Annotated in this window: 12 protein-coding genes; 9 read left to right on the top strand and 3 right to left on the bottom strand. The window is 64.9% G+C overall.

The window, feature by feature from the left end; all coding sequences use genetic code 11:
• Positions 1–101: 101 nt before the first annotated feature.
• From argS to ACX80A_RS00450, 9 genes are all read left to right on the top strand, one after another.
• Positions 102–1,751, top strand: a complete 1,650-nt coding sequence (gene argS / locus ACX80A_RS00490; RefSeq protein WP_459257710.1) for an arginine--tRNA ligase — start codon at positions 102–104, stop codon at positions 1,749–1,751.
• Positions 1,748–3,178 carry a diaminopimelate decarboxylase gene (gene lysA / locus ACX80A_RS00485; protein ID WP_459257709.1) on the top strand — a complete coding sequence of 477 codons (1,431 nt, stop codon included), beginning with the start codon at positions 1,748–1,750 and terminating at the stop codon, positions 3,176–3,178. The genes argS and lysA overlap by 4 nt, the downstream gene beginning before the upstream one ends.
• A gap of 49 nt (positions 3,179–3,227) precedes the next feature.
• Positions 3,228–4,547 carry a homoserine dehydrogenase gene (locus tag ACX80A_RS00480; RefSeq protein WP_459257708.1) on the top strand — a complete coding sequence of 440 codons (1,320 nt, stop codon included), beginning with the start codon at positions 3,228–3,230 and terminating at the stop codon, positions 4,545–4,547.
• A complete protein-coding gene (gene thrC, locus ACX80A_RS00475; protein WP_459257707.1) occupies positions 4,548–5,675 on the top strand; it encodes a threonine synthase in 1,128 nt (375 codons plus the stop codon).
• Positions 5,668–6,678 carry a homoserine kinase gene (gene thrB, locus ACX80A_RS00470; RefSeq protein WP_459257706.1) on the top strand — a complete coding sequence of 337 codons (1,011 nt, stop codon included), beginning with the start codon at positions 5,668–5,670 and terminating at the stop codon, positions 6,676–6,678. Before thrC ends, thrB begins: the two co-directional genes overlap by 8 nt.
• 333 nt (positions 6,679–7,011) lie before the next feature.
• Positions 7,012–9,228 (top strand): transcription termination factor Rho, encoded by a 2,217-nt coding sequence (gene rho / locus ACX80A_RS00465; protein ID WP_459257705.1) that lies wholly within the window; start codon positions 7,012–7,014, stop codon positions 9,226–9,228.
• A 151-nt stretch (positions 9,229–9,379) separates the two neighbouring features.
• Complete coding sequence (prfA, locus tag ACX80A_RS00460) at positions 9,380–10,456, top strand: peptide chain release factor 1 (protein WP_343880741.1); 1,077 nt, start codon at positions 9,380–9,382, stop codon at positions 10,454–10,456.
• 11 nt (positions 10,457–10,467) lie between these two features.
• Positions 10,468–11,379, top strand: coding sequence for a peptide chain release factor N(5)-glutamine methyltransferase (prmC, locus tag ACX80A_RS00455; protein WP_459257704.1), 912 nt, complete (start codon positions 10,468–10,470; stop codon positions 11,377–11,379).
• A 4-nt stretch (positions 11,380–11,383) separates the two neighbouring features.
• The gene (locus tag ACX80A_RS00450; protein ID WP_459257703.1) at positions 11,384–12,118 is read left to right on the top strand and encodes an L-threonylcarbamoyladenylate synthase; all 735 of its coding nucleotides are present in this window, start codon (positions 11,384–11,386) and stop codon (positions 12,116–12,118) included.
• On the opposite strand, the gene ACX80A_RS00445 is transcribed toward ACX80A_RS00450, so the two are convergent.
• From ACX80A_RS00445 to ACX80A_RS00435, 3 genes are read right to left on the bottom strand one after another with little or no spacing between them, the layout of a single operon-like run.
• Entirely contained in the window at positions 12,042–13,007 is a 966-nt protein-coding gene (locus ACX80A_RS00445) for an NAD-dependent epimerase/dehydratase family protein (protein ID WP_459257701.1), read from the bottom strand. The two genes, ACX80A_RS00450 and ACX80A_RS00445, sit on opposite strands and share 77 nt — an antisense overlap.
• A gap of 2 nt (positions 13,008–13,009) precedes the next feature.
• On the bottom strand, positions 13,010–13,981 hold the full coding sequence (locus ACX80A_RS00440; protein WP_459257700.1) for a glycosyltransferase: 972 nt from the start codon (positions 13,979–13,981) through the stop codon (positions 13,010–13,012).
• 1 nt (position 13,982) lies between these two features.
• Complete coding sequence (locus ACX80A_RS00435) at positions 13,983–14,882, bottom strand: glycosyltransferase (protein ID WP_459257699.1); 900 nt, start codon at positions 14,880–14,882, stop codon at positions 13,983–13,985.
• Between the last annotated feature and the right edge of the window lie 66 nt (positions 14,883–14,948).

Here is a 14,948-nt window from a genome sequence, read left to right as displayed (position 1 = left end):
GGAAGCGCCCTCCGACGAAAACCCCTGCGGACTCCTAGCGGGGTGTGCGCCCCTGCGTCACAGAAAACTGCCGCAGCGGTGCGCCCCGTTATGCTGGATGGGTGACTCCCGAAGAACTCTCTGCCGCCATCTCCTCCTGCCTCAAAGAAGCCGTCGCCGCTGGCGAATTCGACGTCGAGCTTCCGTCTGAGGTCCGGGTTGAGCGACCCAGGAGCCGGGAGCACGGGGACTGGGCCACCAACATCGCCCTCCAGCTGTCCAAACAGGCAGGGATGAACCCCCGCGAGTTTGCCCAGATTCTCAGTAACCGCCTGGAGCAGCTCGACGGTGTCAGAAGTGTCGCCATCGCTGGCCCGGGTTTCCTGAACATCACCCTCGACGCCGCTGCCGCCGGCGAACTGGCACGCTCCATTGTGGCGGCCGGCCCCGCCTTCGGCACCAGCGAGCTCATGGCTGGCACCAAAATCAACCTCGAATTCGTGTCGGCGAACCCCACCGGTCCCATCCACCTCGGCGGCACCCGCTGGGCAGCTGTCGGCGACGCGCTGGCCCGACTGTTCCGGTCCCAGGGTGCCCAGGTGACCCGTGAGTACTACTTCAATGACCACGGCGCCCAGGTTGAACGGTTCGCGCGGTCCTTGTGGGCCAGCGCCAAGGGCGAACCGTCCCCCGAAGACGGTTACGGTGGTGCCTACATTGACGACATAGCCGCCCGCGTCCTCATCCTCGATCCGGCGATCCTTGATTTGGCGCAGGCCGAATCGGTTGAGCGCTTCCGCGAACTGGGCGTTGACCTGATGTTCGGTGACATCAAGAAGTCCCTGCATGAGTTCGGCGTCGATTTTGACGTCTACTTCCACGAGCATTCCCTCTTCCAGGACGGCTTCGTTGAAGGCCTGCTGGAGAAGCTGAAAACGTCTGGAAACCTGTTCCTCGAAGATGGTGCCTGGTGGTTGCGGTCCACCGAGTTCGGTGACGACAAGGACCGGGTTGTCATCAAGTCCGACGGCGCCCCCGCCTACATTGCCGGCGACATCGGCTACTTCGTCAACAAGCGCCGCCGTGGTTTTGACCTGAATATCATCATGCTCGGCGCCGACCACCATGGCTACGTGGCCCGGCTCAAGGCCGCCGCCGCTGCACTGGGGGATGACCCGGACACCGTCGAGGTAATGATTGGCCAGATGGTGAACCTGATGAAGGATGGCGTCCCGGTACGGATGTCCAAGCGCGCAGGAACTGTCGTCACGCTGGAGGATCTGGTCGACGCCGTCGGGGTCGACGCCGCCCGGTACACCCTCGCCCGCTTCTCGGCCGATTCCAACATCGACATCGACCTTGACCTGTTGACCCGGCGCACCAACGACAATCCTGTGTTCTACGTCCAGTACGCCCACGCCAGGACCCACGCGGTGGAGCGCAACGCAGCTGCGGCGGGCGTGGATACCAGCGCGTTCGATGCCTCCGAGCTCAGCCACCCCACCGAGGGCGAACTGCTCGCGGCACTCGGCCAGTTCCCCGGCATGGTGGCGCAAGCCGCGGCCTTCCGGGAACCGCACCGGGTAGCCCGCCACATAGAGGTCATCGCCGGCACCTACCACCGCTGGTATGACGCGTGCCGGATCGCGCCACTGGGCGAGGAACCGGTCACGGACCTGCACCGCACCCGGCTGTGGCTGAACAATGCCACCCAGCAGGTCCTGGCCAATGGGTTGGGTCTGCTTGGCGTCTCGGCACCGGAGCGGATGTGAGTGTGGGGAAGGCTTCGCCGCTGGCACCCAACTGGCTGAGCTACCCCGACGACGTCAACCGGCTGAACGGTGACCTGTGGGCCCACGACGTCGACCGTCTTGGCGACGAGCTGACGATCAGCGGCCTGAAAGTCAGTGACCTCGCCGAGCAGTTCGGCACGCCCCTGTTCGTGGTGTCCGAGGATGACTTTCGGACCCGCGCCCGGAGCTTCAGGGACGCATTCAACACAGCGTTCGCCGACCTGTGCGGGGGAGTGGACGTCTATTATGCGGGAAAATCCTTCCTCTGCACCGAAATAGCCCACTGGGTAGCCGAAGAGGGTCTGCGCCTCGACACGTGTTCCGGTGGGGAACTTGCGATCGCTATGCGCGCCGGAATCCCCGGCGAACATCTCGGGCTGCACGGGAACAACAAGTCCGACGCCGAGTTGGGCCGGGCGCTCGACCTGAACCTAGGCCGCATCGTGGTGGACAGCCTCCCCGAACTGGAGCGGCTCGCTGCCCTGGCCGCCGCCCGCGGCACCGGCGCTAACGTGATGCTCCGGCTCACCCCGGGCGTTCACGCCTCCACCCACGAGTTCATTGCGACCGCCCATGAGGACCAGAAGTTTGGGCTGTCCCTGGCCGACGACGACGCCTCGCCAGCCGCCCAGGCCGTCGCCGCGGCGTTGAATCATCCATCGATTAACCTGTTGGGCGTCCATTGCCACATCGGGTCGCAGATTTTCGAGTCCGAGGGCTTCGAACTCGCCGCGCGCAGGTTGCTGGCGTTCCTGGCGCAGGTGCGCGACCGACATGGCATCGAACTGCCCGAACTTGACCTCGGGGGCGGCTACGGAATCGCCTACACCGAGGCAGACAGGCCCCGCCCGCCGGCAGGGATCGCCACGGCGATGGCCGACGTCGTCCGCTCCACCTGCGCCGAGCTGGGCCTGACGGTCCCGCGCATTTCCATTGAGCCGGGCCGGGCAATCGTTGGATCAAGCACCTTCAGCCTGTATACGGTAGGCACCACCAAAACCGTTCAGGTCGACGTCGATGGCGCTGACACCCGACCGCGGCGGTACGTGTCGGTGGACGGTGGAATGAGCGATAATCCCCGGCCGGTCCTCTACGACGCTGACTATTCGTCGGTACTGGCGTCCCGCACCTCGGCCGCCAGTCCCGTACTGTCACGCGTCGTGGGAAAACACTGCGAAAGCGGCGATATTGTGGTCAGGGACGTCTACCTCCCCGAGGACACCGACGCCGGTGACCTCGTTGCCGTTCCCGGCACTGGCGCCTACTGCTGGGCGCTTTCTAGTAACTACAACTGGGTGGCCCGGCCACCCGTGGTAGCCGTCCGGGACGGTCGCGCACGACTGATTGTGCGCGGCGAAACCGAGGACGACCTGCTGGCTCGCGACATCCCCCGCACCACCAACTGATTGCAGGAGCGACACCATTTCACCTGATACAGCTTCGACTACCGGCGCCATGTCCACCCTCAGGGTTGCCCTGCTGGGCTGCGGCAACGTTGGCTCGCAAGTGGCACGGATCCTCCTCGAGGACGCCGAGGCGCTCGCAGCACGCATCGGCGCACGCCTGGAACTGACCGGCATCGCCGTCCGCACCATCGATGCACCCCGCGACGTCGACTTGCCGCGCGAGCTCTTCACCACCGACGCTGACTCATTGGTTGAGGATGCCGACATTGTGATTGAGCTAATGGGCGGGATCGAACCCGCCCGGTCGCTGATTCTGCGTTCCATCGACCATGGTGCAACGGTGATCAGCGGCAACAAGGCTCTGCTGGCACTTGACGGTCCCACCCTCTACGAGAAGGCCGACGCCGCCAAGGTCCAGCTTTCCTACGAGGCAGCGGTTGCGGGGGCTATTCCCATCCTGCGCCCCATCAGGGACAGCCTGTCCGGTGACCGGATTACCCGGGTCCTCGGCATCGTCAACGGCACCACCAACTTCATCCTTGACCAGATGGACACCACCGGCGCACAGTTCGACGACGCCCTCAAGGAAGCGCAGCGTTTGGGCTACGCGGAGGCGGATCCCACTGCCGACGTCGAAGGTCACGACGCCGCCGCGAAGGGCGCCATCCTCGCCTCCCTGTCCTTCCACACCCGCTTCGCGTTGGAGGAGGTGTATTGCGAGGGCATCACCAAGGTGACCGCCGCCGATATTGCAGCCGCGAAAGACGCCGGGTTTGTCATCAAGCTCCTCGCCATCGCCGAGCTCCTGCCACGGGAGAACTCCGACGGTGCTGGCGCCGAGGGGGTGAGCGTCAGGGTGCACCCCACCCTCCTGCCCCGGGATCATCCCCTGGCCGCGGTCCATGGTGCGTTCAACGCGGTGTTCATTGAGGCCGAGAACGCAGGTGAACTGATGTTCTACGGTCAGGGCGCAGGCGGCACTCCCACCGCGTCGGCCGTTCTGGGCGATGTCGTCAGCGCCGCACGCCGCATGGTGCTCGGCGGGCCAGGCCGCACCGAAACGACCACCGGCCACGTCCCGGCGATGAGCATAGACGCGGTGAGGACCAGCTATTCGATCGGACTCGATGTGGCCGATCAGCCGGGTGTCCTCGCGCGGATCGCCCAACTGTTCGCTGAGCAGGGTGTTTCCATCGAGACCCTACGCCAGAGCATTCATCCCTCCGATCAGCCGGGCCAGGCCACAGCGGAACTACGTATCGTGACGCACCGCGCCACCGAGGCGGCCCTTGCCGCGACGGTAGAACAGATCCAGGACCTCGCCGTCATCAATTCGGTGACAAGTGTCCTTCGAGTGGAAGGGGCCTAAGTGGCTCACCAATGGCGCGGCGTTATCCGCGAGTACGCCGACCGTCTGCCTGTTTCGGAGACCACGGAGATCATCACGCTGGGCGAAGGCGGGACGCCGTTGGTCCCTGCCGCAGCGCTGTCCGAACTGACCGGGTCGCAGGTCTACCTCAAGGTGGAAGGAATGAACCCTACCGGGTCCTTCAAGGACCGGGGCATGACCATGGCCATCACCGCCGCGATCGAATCAGGGGCGAAGGCAGTGGTCTGCGCCTCGACCGGAAATACGTCGGCCTCGGCCGCCGCCTACGCCACCAAGGCAGGCATCACCTGTGCCGTGCTGGTACCGCAGGGCAAGATCTCTTTGGGCAAGCTCAGCCAGGCGATCGCCCACGGCGCCGAACTGTTGCAGGTGAATGGCAATTTCGACAACTGCCTCGACGTCGCACGGAAACTGGCGGAGGCGTACCCGGTGTTCCTGGTCAACTCAGTGAACCCGGCGCGCATCGAAGGCCAGAAGACAGCAGCGTTCGAGGTGGTCGACGTCCTCGGCGACGCCCCCGATTACCACCTGTTGCCCGTGGGAAACGCAGGCAACATTACCGCGTACTGGAAGGGCTACCAGGAATACTCGGAGCCGTACACCAACCCGCACGGCCCCGACGACGGCGCCGTGCTCCTGCCGGTGGCCACCAAGCGCCCGGTGATGTGGGGCTTCCAGGCCGAAGGCGCCTCACCGCTGGTCAAGGGCCACCCGGTGACCGAACCCGACACCATCGCGACGGCAATCAGGATCGGCAACCCGGCGTCCTGGGACCAGGCGATCGCGGCACGGGACGAATCCGGCGGGCTGATTGAAGCAGTCACCGATGACGAGATCCTCGAAGCGCACCGCTGGCTGTCGGCACGCGAGGGCGTCTTCGTCGAGCCGGCATCGGCCGCCGGAGTGGCGGGCCTCCTGAAAAAGCATGCCGCCGGGTTGGCTCCGGTCGGCAAGACCATCGTGATCACGGTGACTGGCCATGGCCTCAAGGACCCCCAATGGGCGTTGAAGGCTGCGGACGGGTCCGACGTCGAGCCGACCACAGTGGATTTCGACGTCGTCAGCGTTGCCACCGCGCTGGGCCTTGAGGGCACCGCCGGTGAGTGACCTGGTGCCCTCCCCGGAGATCAGCCGCCTGACCAGGGGAACCAGGATGGTGGCTGCGGGTCAGGAAGCAACGATCCGGGTCCCCGCCACCAGCGCCAATCTGGGGCCGGGCTTTGACACCCTGGGCCTCGCTGTTTCACTCTTCGACACGGTTATGGTGCGGACCACCACCAGCGGCACCGTCACCGTGAGGGTCACCGGAGAGGGAGCCGACGACCTCCCGAGCGATGAAGCCCACCTGGTGGCACGCACGCTGCTGGACACGCTCGAGCGCTCAGGCTTCGGCTGCCCAGGGCTCGAACTCGAAACGCAAAACCTCATCCCGCACGGCAGGGGACTCGGCTCCTCGGCGGCGGCTATTGTCTCTGCGGTCCTGGCAGCCAATTTCTTGTTGCCGGACACCGACCGGATGGAGCCTGCGGGGCTCCTTCAGCTGTGCTCAACCCTTGAGGGTCATCCCGACAACGTGGCGCCCGCCCTCCTGGGTTCCCTCGCCATCTCCTGGGAAACCGGCAGGGTCTTCCACAGCGCCGCCGTTCCGGTGCACCCCTCAATCATCCCCGTAGCAATAATTCCGGCCAGCAGCCTGTCGACCGAGACAGCACGTGCACTGCTGCCGGCCTCGGTCTCCCACTCGAGCGCTGCCTCTAACGCTGGCCGCGCCGCCCTTCTGGTCCATGCACTCTCCCGGCAGCCGGAATTTCTGCTGGACGCGACGCAGGATGCGCTGCATCAGGACTATCGCGCCCAGGCGATGCTGCCCAGTGCTACCTTGATGCGCCAACTTCGCGCGCAGGGCTTCCCTGCGGTCATCTCGGGTGCTGGGCCCACCGTGATGACTTTTGCTGTCGGTGAGCAGCAGGCGGCAGACATCGAACGGTTGGTTACCGAGCTGACCGCTGCCTCCGGCGAGGATGAGGACTGGCGTGTCCTTCCCCTGGCTGTGGAGCGCGGCGGCGCCACTCTCCTTCCCGGGCACGGCTCTGGCGTGTTTGTCGAGTAGATCCGTCCATTGAGGGTGCTAAACTAGTGATGCACCAACGGAATGAACCGTAAGCTGCTGATCTGGCCGTCATTTCATTTTGACCGCCGCGAAGCTGCATGGTTTTCAGCAGTCGCGTCACCTCCGGTGTAACCTCCCAGAAACTAAAAGGCACCAGCGGTTCGAAGATAAACCGAAAGCCTACTTACTTCCGAAGGTTCCTAGCACGCACGGCCAGGCCGGACTCTTCCGGCAGGACCGAACCCTATCCGACCACTTCTGCTACGGCGGTGGGGCTAACCAAACGCGGTCCACATCAGAGTTGGACCGCCCGACGAGGGGGAAGGATCCTTCGTGACTGAAACCACTGACCTGTTATCAGGTGTGGACATATTGAACGCCGGCATGGCCGACGCTCCCGCTTCCAAAAGCTCCGGCCTTGCCGGACTGAAGCTTGCCCAGCTCCAGGCTCTTGCCGGTCAACTGGGTATCACCGGTGGGTCCAGGATGCGCAAAGGTGACCTGGTCTCAGCTATCTCAGATCATCAGCGTGGTTCAGCTGTTGCCGACCGTCCCAAAGACGCCGCACCGGTCGCCGGAAATGGAGCTGCCCCTGCGGACTCCGGCCAATCGAACGGTTCCACCCGGTCTTCACGCCGGTCGACAGGCAATGCAGCCAGCAGTGACGCTGACGCTTCGCAGGACAGCGAGGACGCCGCGCCGGAGCAGGCCGAACGTCCATCACGCACCCGCAACCGGAACCGGCGTGCCGGGTCCGACGGCGTCGTGAGCCTACCCGCTGCTGCCGAGCAGCCGGAATCAACCGACGCTCCCACCGGTGGCGAGCCGCGAAACAATGACGGCGGCGAGCGGTCCCGAGGCCGTGCGCCTCGTGAAAACCGACGTGGTCGTCGCGGCGAGGAACGCACCGACGCCGCAGCGAATGAATCCTCCGAGACGCTTCCATCTGACGATTCCCCACGGGGTGGCGAGCGAGCCAACCAGGGCGCGGGAGAATCAACCACTGAGTCCTCCGAGCAAAACGAGGCGAACAGCCGTAACGATCGTGGCGGTCGCAGCCGTAACGACAACCGGAACGACAACAGCCGGAACGACAACAGTCGGACCGAGAACAGCCGGACCGAGAACACCGACAACCGGGGTAACGACCGGGACGACGACAGCCGCGGACGCAACCGCAACCGCCGCAACCGCAACTCGCGTGACGATAACGGCGGCAGCAACAGCAACAGCAACGACCGCGGAAACGACCGCGGTAATGACCGGAGCAACAGCAACAGCAACAGCAACAGCAACGACCGCGGCAGCCGGTTCCGCGACCGCAACGACCGGAACGACCGCCGTCGCAACCGCACCCAGAACCCCGAGGTCGACGACGTCGAGGTCACCGAGGACGACGTCCTGCTGCCCGTCGCGGGCATCCTGGACGTCCTGGAGAACTACGCGTTCGTGCGGACCTCCGGCTACCTGCCCGGCCCCAACGACGTCTACGTTTCCCTGGCACAGGTCAAGAAGCACAATCTGCGCAAGGGTGACGCAGTGGTGGGCGCCATCCGCGCCCCCCGCGACGGCGAGAACCAGAACAACACCCGTCAGAAGTTCAATGCGCTGATCCGTGTGACCTCGGTCAACGGCAAACCCGCGGAGGAACTCAAGGACCGCGTGGAGTTCGCCAAGTTGGTTCCGCTGTACCCTACGGAGCGCCTGCGCCTCGAGACCGAAGCCAAGAAGATCGGCCCCCGCGTCATCGACCTGGTGGCACCCATCGGCAAGGGCCAGCGTGGCCTGATCGTCTCCCCACCGAAGGCCGGCAAGACGCTCATCCTGCAGGCCATCGCCAACGCGATCACCATCAACAATCCTGAGGTCCACCTCATGATGGTGCTGGTTGACGAACGCCCCGAGGAAGTCACCGACATGCAGCGCACGGTCAAGGGTGAGGTCATTGCCTCGACCTTCGACCGTCCGGCGGATGACCACACCACTGTCGCCGAACTCTCGATCGAACGCGCCAAGCGCCTCGTCGAGATGGGAATGGACGTCGTGGTGCTCCTCGATTCGATGACCCGTCTGGGTCGTGCCTACAACCTTGCGGCTCCGGCCTCCGGTCGTATTCTTTCCGGTGGTGTTGACTCGGCGGCGCTTTACCCGCCGAAGCGTTTCTTCGGTGCCGCACGGAACATCGAGAACGGTGGCTCGCTCACCATTCTCGCCACCGCACTCGTCGAGACCGGATCCAAAATGGACGAGGTCATCTTCGAGGAGTTCAAGGGCACCGGCAACATGGAGCTCCGCCTGTCAAGGAACCTTGCCGACAAGCGGATCTTCCCGGCAGTGGACGTCAACGCGTCCGGTACCCGGCGTGAAGAGAAGCTGCTCTCCCCGGACGAGGTCAAGATCATGTGGAAGCTGCGCCGAGTCCTTTCCGGACTGGGCGAACAGCAGTCACTTGAGCTGCTGACCAACAAGATCCGGGAAACCCAGTCGAACGTCGAGTTCCTGATGCAGGTCCAGAAGACCACGCTGGGTTCCAAGAACGACGACGACTAGCTAGCCACCCGCCGCCCACGCCCTACCGGTTCGCCGGACGGTGCGTGGGCGGCTGTGCTTAACCCAATCGAGTCAACACAAATGACGGGTAATCCGCCCGAAATCGGTCATTTGGGTTGAATGGAATTCGTTTGAAAGAGGTATGTCCCAGATGTTTGAGTCGATCCAGAACCTGCTCGACGAGCACGCCGAGCTGCAGCTACGGCTCTCCGACCCGGCAGTGCACTCCGATCAGGTGCTGGCCCGCAAACTCGGCCGCAGGTACGCCGAACTGAGCGGTATTGTCGACGCGCACACCAAATGGGAAGCGCTCAAGGACGACCTTGAGGCAGCCCAGGAAATGGCTGACGATCCCGAGTTCGCCGCCGAGGTCCCCGTGCTTGAGGAACAGCTCGCCGCCGCCCAGGAACGGCTCCGCCGGCTCCTCATCCCGCGTGACCCCAACGACAGCCGCGACGTCATCATCGAGGTCAAGGGTGGCGAAGGCGGCGACGAGGCAGCACTGTTCGCCGGCGACCTGCTGCGCATGTACACCCGGTACGCCGAGTCCCGCGGCTGGAAAACCGAGATCATTTCAGCCAACGAGTCCGACCTCGGCGGCTACAAGGATGTCCAGATGGCGATCAAGAGCTCCTCGAACGAGCCGGGGGAGGGCGTCTACGCCCGCCTCAAGTTCGAGGGTGGTGTGCACCGGGTCCAGCGTGTTCCAGTCACCGAATCGCAGGGCAGGATCCACACGTCAGCTGCCGGAGTCCTCATCCTGCCGGAGGTTGACGAGCCCGAGGAAGTGGAGATCAGCCAGAACGATCTCAAGATTGACGTCTACCGGTCCTCAGGACCGGGTGGCCAGTCAGTGAACACCACCGACTCCGCTGTGCGGATCACCCACCTTCCCACGGGCATCGTGGTGGCCATGCAGAACGAGAAGTCCCAGCTGCAGAACCGTGAGGCAGGCATGCGGGTGCTCCGCTCCCGCATCCTCGCCCACCAACAGGCGCAGATCGATGCGGCGAACTCCGATATCCGTAAATCCCAGATCCGCACCATGGACCGCTCGGAACGGATCCGGACCTACAACTATCCCGAGAACCGCATCGCCGATCACCGCACCGGTTATAAGGCCTACAATCTTGACGCAGTGATGAACGGTGACCTTGAAGCAGTGGTCCAGGCGGGAATCGAGATGGATGAACAGTCCCGGCTGGACGCGATCGGCGAGGACGACTGAACCAACACTCAATGAACCCTGATGAAAAGGCGGCAGCCTACACCGACCCGGCCGAGTCCCTCGAGGACGCCCTGCGGCGGGCTACTGCTGTTTTGGCCGACGCCGGTGTGCCCAGCCCTGGCGTCGACGCTCACCTCCTCGCCGCCCATCTGCTCGGGGAACCGGTAGGGCGCGTGAAGACTCTTTCCCTGGTTGGGGCCGCAGTCCCGGAGGGCTATTTCGATCTGGTGGCCGAGCGGTGCCGCCGGGTGCCGCTGCAGCACATTACCGGTATTGCCTATTTCAGGCAGGTGGAGCTGGAAGTAGGGCCCGGTGCCTTCATTCCGCGCCCGGAAACGGAATCCGTGGCGCAGCTCGCGATCGAGCATGCGTTGACGCTCATTCGGCCCAGGGTGGTTGACCTTGGAACCGGCAGTGGCGCGATCGCCGCCGCCATCGCCGACGAGGTGCCCGGAGCCGAGGTCTACGCGGTTGAGTACAGCCCGCTGGCTCACGCATGGGCCGAACGCAACCTTGGCGCTCGGGGTATCACGCTCATCCTGGGGGACCTGCGGAACGCACTCGGGGAGGAGGATGGGACGTTCGACGTCGTCGTATCCAACCCGCCCTACATTCCCTCGGCTGCGGTGCCCCGCGAACCCGAGGTGGCTGACCACGACCCACGGATTGCCCTGTACGGCGGCGGCGAGGATGGGCTCGAACTGCCGGTCGCCGCAATGCTCAGTGCCGCCCGGCTGCTGGTTCCCGGCGGGTATTTTGTGATGGAACACGCGGAGGTGCAGGCCCCAGCTATTGCGGCGCTGATGAGGCAGGACCCTCGATGGTCAACAGTGCTCACCCATCAGGACCTCACCGGTCGTGACCGTTCCACCTCGGCCGTGCGCAGCCAATGTGCCAATCCTGGCGCACCAGTGAAAGAATAATTCCGTGACCACCAGCTACGACTGCTCAGACCCAGCCCAACGCAGCGACGGATTGGCGCATGCCCAACGCGCGGTGGCGGCCAACCAGTGCGTGGTGATTCCCACCGACACGGTCTACGGTATTGCCGCTGACGCGTTTTCGCCTCAGGCCGTTGCTACCCTGCTGGCCTCCAAAGGACGTGGCCGGAGCATGCCTCCGCCGGTGCTGATTCCCCGGGTCCAGACGATGGACGGATTGGCAGCCGAGATTCACCCCAATGCCAGGAAGCTGGCCGAGGCATTCTGGCCCGGCGGGTTGACCCTGATCTTCCGCGCCCAGCCGTCCCTGACCTGGGATCTCGGAGACACCCTCGGCACAGTGGCCCTACGCGTACCCGACGATCGGATGGCTCTTGACCTGCTGACCCTCACCGGACCATTGGCAGTGTCTTCGGCCAATCGCACCGGCGCGCCAGCGGCCACCACCGGCGCTGAAGCATTCGGGCAGCTCGCGGACTCGGTGGAGGTGTATCTGGAGGGTGGACCCCGCAGTGCCACGGCGTCGACCATTGTCGATGCGACCGGCGAGGAGCTAATCCTGGTCCGCGCGGGCAGCGTTAGCCTCGACCGGCTGCGGGAGGTTGTTCCGGACCTCAAAGATCCAGCCGATGATGCTGGGGACGCTAGCGGGTTGCCTGAGGCTGACGTCCAGCGCGACCCTGACGACGCCGGGACGCAGCACTCTCCAGCACCGCGCTGACCCGCTGCTCCACCTGGATCCCGTGGGTTTCGGCCCAGCCCGGGTCCTGCGCCTGCCCAAACCACATCAGCTCCACCCGGCGCAGGCTGCCATGCAGCCGCTCCCCGGCGAGTGCCGACACGGCGTAGCCTGCGCGTAGCAGCCCACGGCACAGCCGACGCGGCAGCACGAGGGGAGTGCCGCCGGCGGCCTCGAGGACGGACCGGACGGTCATCCCCTCGGAGGGTTGCAGGACCACGGCCGGGACGGGGCCCGGATATGAACCTACTTTGACGACAAAGTCAGCCAGTGATTCAACCGATGTCACCGGCGTTGCCGCGGTGCCCGGAGCCGCTACCGACGCCAGCGGCGAGGCGGCCAGTTTGACGAGCGCCGTCGTCGTCGGTCGGTCGAGGCCCTGCACCGAGGTCGCCCGAACCACCACTGTGGAAAGGCCTGGTGGTGCAACCCGGAGGGCCTCTTCACCCAGTGCCTTACTCCGGGAATAGGCGGAGAAGGGGGAAAGGTCCCGGGACTCGTCGAGGCGGGCACGCTGGCCTTGGACGGCGGCGCTGCTGAGGTGGACCAGCCGTTCGACCCCTGCCGCAGCACAGGCCTGGGCCAGGAGTGCGGGCAGCAGGGCGTTGGCTCCCCGCAGTGTTGCCGTGTCGCCACTCCGGGGAGCGGCGAGGCCAGCGGCGTTGACCACCACCGACACACCAGCCAGTGCGGAAGTGAGACCGGTTAGAGCGGGGTGAGTGGCGGCTTCGCCAGCAATGGCGGCCACCGTTGTGGCGTCGGTGGTGAGGCGGGGCGCCGGAAGGGCGGCGACGTCGAGACCTGCCGCCTCGGCGGCGTGCAGCACCGCTGAACCGACGAACCCGGTGGCACCAAGAATCAGCCAGGACACGGTCAACGGCTTCCCTTCAGCTGTTTGGAGCGATCGGACCCGAGCGGCGGCATCGGCTGCCAGTCGGCGTCTCTCAGGATGCCGCGCGATTCACGCCAGCCACGCCAGAGTGGCGCCAGCCCGGAAAGTGAGTGTTCGACAGCCACCAAGCGCAGGATTTCCTTGGCCACCGTGAGCAGGGTTCCAAGCCCAAATCCCCAGCGGTTAAGTTTGCCGTTGACTTTCAGGTAACGGGCCAAGTGACCACGATTGCGCATGCCGCAATAGCGGCCGAGATCGTTTGAATCGTTGAGGTGGCGGACGCCAAGATCGATCTGCTTCTGCGGTCGGGCTTTTTTCAACACGTACCGATTGATGTACGCCACGGGTTCGGACTGCGCAATCAACCAGCCGTACGTGGTGTCGTCACCGTTGAGGAAGAAGCGCGTGTCGGGCAGGCCCACGCGGCGCACCACATCGGCGTTCACCAGCATGCCTTCGAAACAGCCCACGTTGGTGTGGAATACCGGGCGGTGGCGGAAGACGTTACCGCGGACCGGGAAATGAACGCCCAGGAACGCATTGAAGCGGTGCTGCCAGAAGAATGGCTTGCCCGAGTGATCGTAGCGGCGGCCATGAATGCACCGGTACGTTTCCATCCAGGGCTGGAACGCGGCAAGCGCGTCGGGCAGCGCCTCGACGTCGTCGTCCATCAGCCACAGCCATTCCGCGCCTTCGGCGAGTGCCCGGTCGACACCGGTCGAGAACCCGCCGGAGCCGCCAACGTTCTTCTGCAGCCGATGGTGGATCAGCGGAAACGGGAGGTCGGCTGCAGCGATCACGTCGTCGGTGTTGTCGGTGCTCGCATTGTTTACCACTATGACGCTGCTGGGCGCCGGATCCAGCCGCGCTATCGTCTGCAACAGAGAGCGCAGGTAAGCGGCGCGGTTGAAGGTGGTCACCACCACCGTCACCGGCATCTCAGGTGCAGACATGTCAGAAACCCTGGTCCGACGGCGGTCCGAAGCCGCGACCGCGCACTCCCGTGGAGTAGGCGGCAAGCCACGCGGCGAATCCTCGCGGGTCACGGCGCCTGAGGAAGTACAGCGGGTAGCCCACCCCGTCCGCGATGAAAGACTTCACGCGGCAGTACCGGCGGGTAAGGTAGCCGCGGTTGCGGTAGTAGTAGAACCGTTTGAACGCCGTCTCGGGGACCAGGACGTGCAGTCGGTCACCGAGAACCTGCTGCGTCTCGGCCCAGCCGGGGGGATGGCTGAGCGCAACGGTCGTCACCGTGCCGAACGTGATCCTGGCCCGGCGCAGGCGCAGCATGAAGTCGGTTTCGTCACCGCGAATGAACAGCCGCAGGTCGGGAAGTCCCACCCGAAAAAACACCTCAGTGCGGATCAGTGCGCCGTTGAAAAACTGACCCACGTCAGGAATAATCCCGAGCTTTTCCACTTCGGCCCGGTCGTGGACCGAACGGCCACCCAGCCGGAAAGGGAAAGACAGTTTGGTCGGCTCGCCCGGCGCCACAATCAACGGGACGACGACGTCGAGGCCGTGGGTTTTCGCCGCCGCCATCAGGATTGCGAGTGCCTCGGGGTCCTCCGGGTGGGCGTCGTCGTCCATAATCCAGACCCACTGGGCACCGCTTGCCATAGCCGAGAGTATGGCCAGGGAAAAACCGCCTGCACCACCGAGGTTGCTCAGCGAGCGGATGTAGTTGACGGGTGCCGTGGATTCGGCGGCGATTGCCTCGACGCTCTGAGTGCCGGAATCCACCAGCGCAACCGAGGTGAGCGGGACGCTCTGCTGAGACAGTGCCAGCAGGAGGGTACGGAGGTCGTCGGGGCGGTCAAATGTAACTGCCGCAACGGCCACGGTATCCTGCAAAACAGTCCTTTCCGGTCCGCTCACAACATGCCTCGAAGGCGGTCAGGGCCGGGTTGTGCGGTTAGT

The organism is Arthrobacter sp. TMN-50, from assembly GCF_054511125.1.
Note: the sequence above shows the minus strand (reverse complement) of the source record. Positions and strands in the feature narration are given on the sequence as shown.

Bases quoted from the DNA above. Each gene is read 5' to 3' on its own strand.
- ACX80A_RS00480 (WP_459257708.1), top strand. From the start codon at position 3,228: ATGTCCACCCTCAGGGTTGCCCTGCTGGGCTGCGGCAACGTTGGCTCG.
- ACX80A_RS00440 (WP_459257700.1), bottom strand. From the start codon at position 13,981: ATGTCTGCACCTGAGATGCCGGTGACGGTGGTGGTGACCACCTTCAAC.
- prfA (WP_343880741.1), top strand. From the start codon at position 9,380: ATGTTTGAGTCGATCCAGAACCTGCTCGACGAGCACGCCGAGCTGCAG.
- prmC (WP_459257704.1), top strand. From the start codon at position 10,468: ATGAACCCTGATGAAAAGGCGGCAGCCTACACCGACCCGGCCGAGTCC.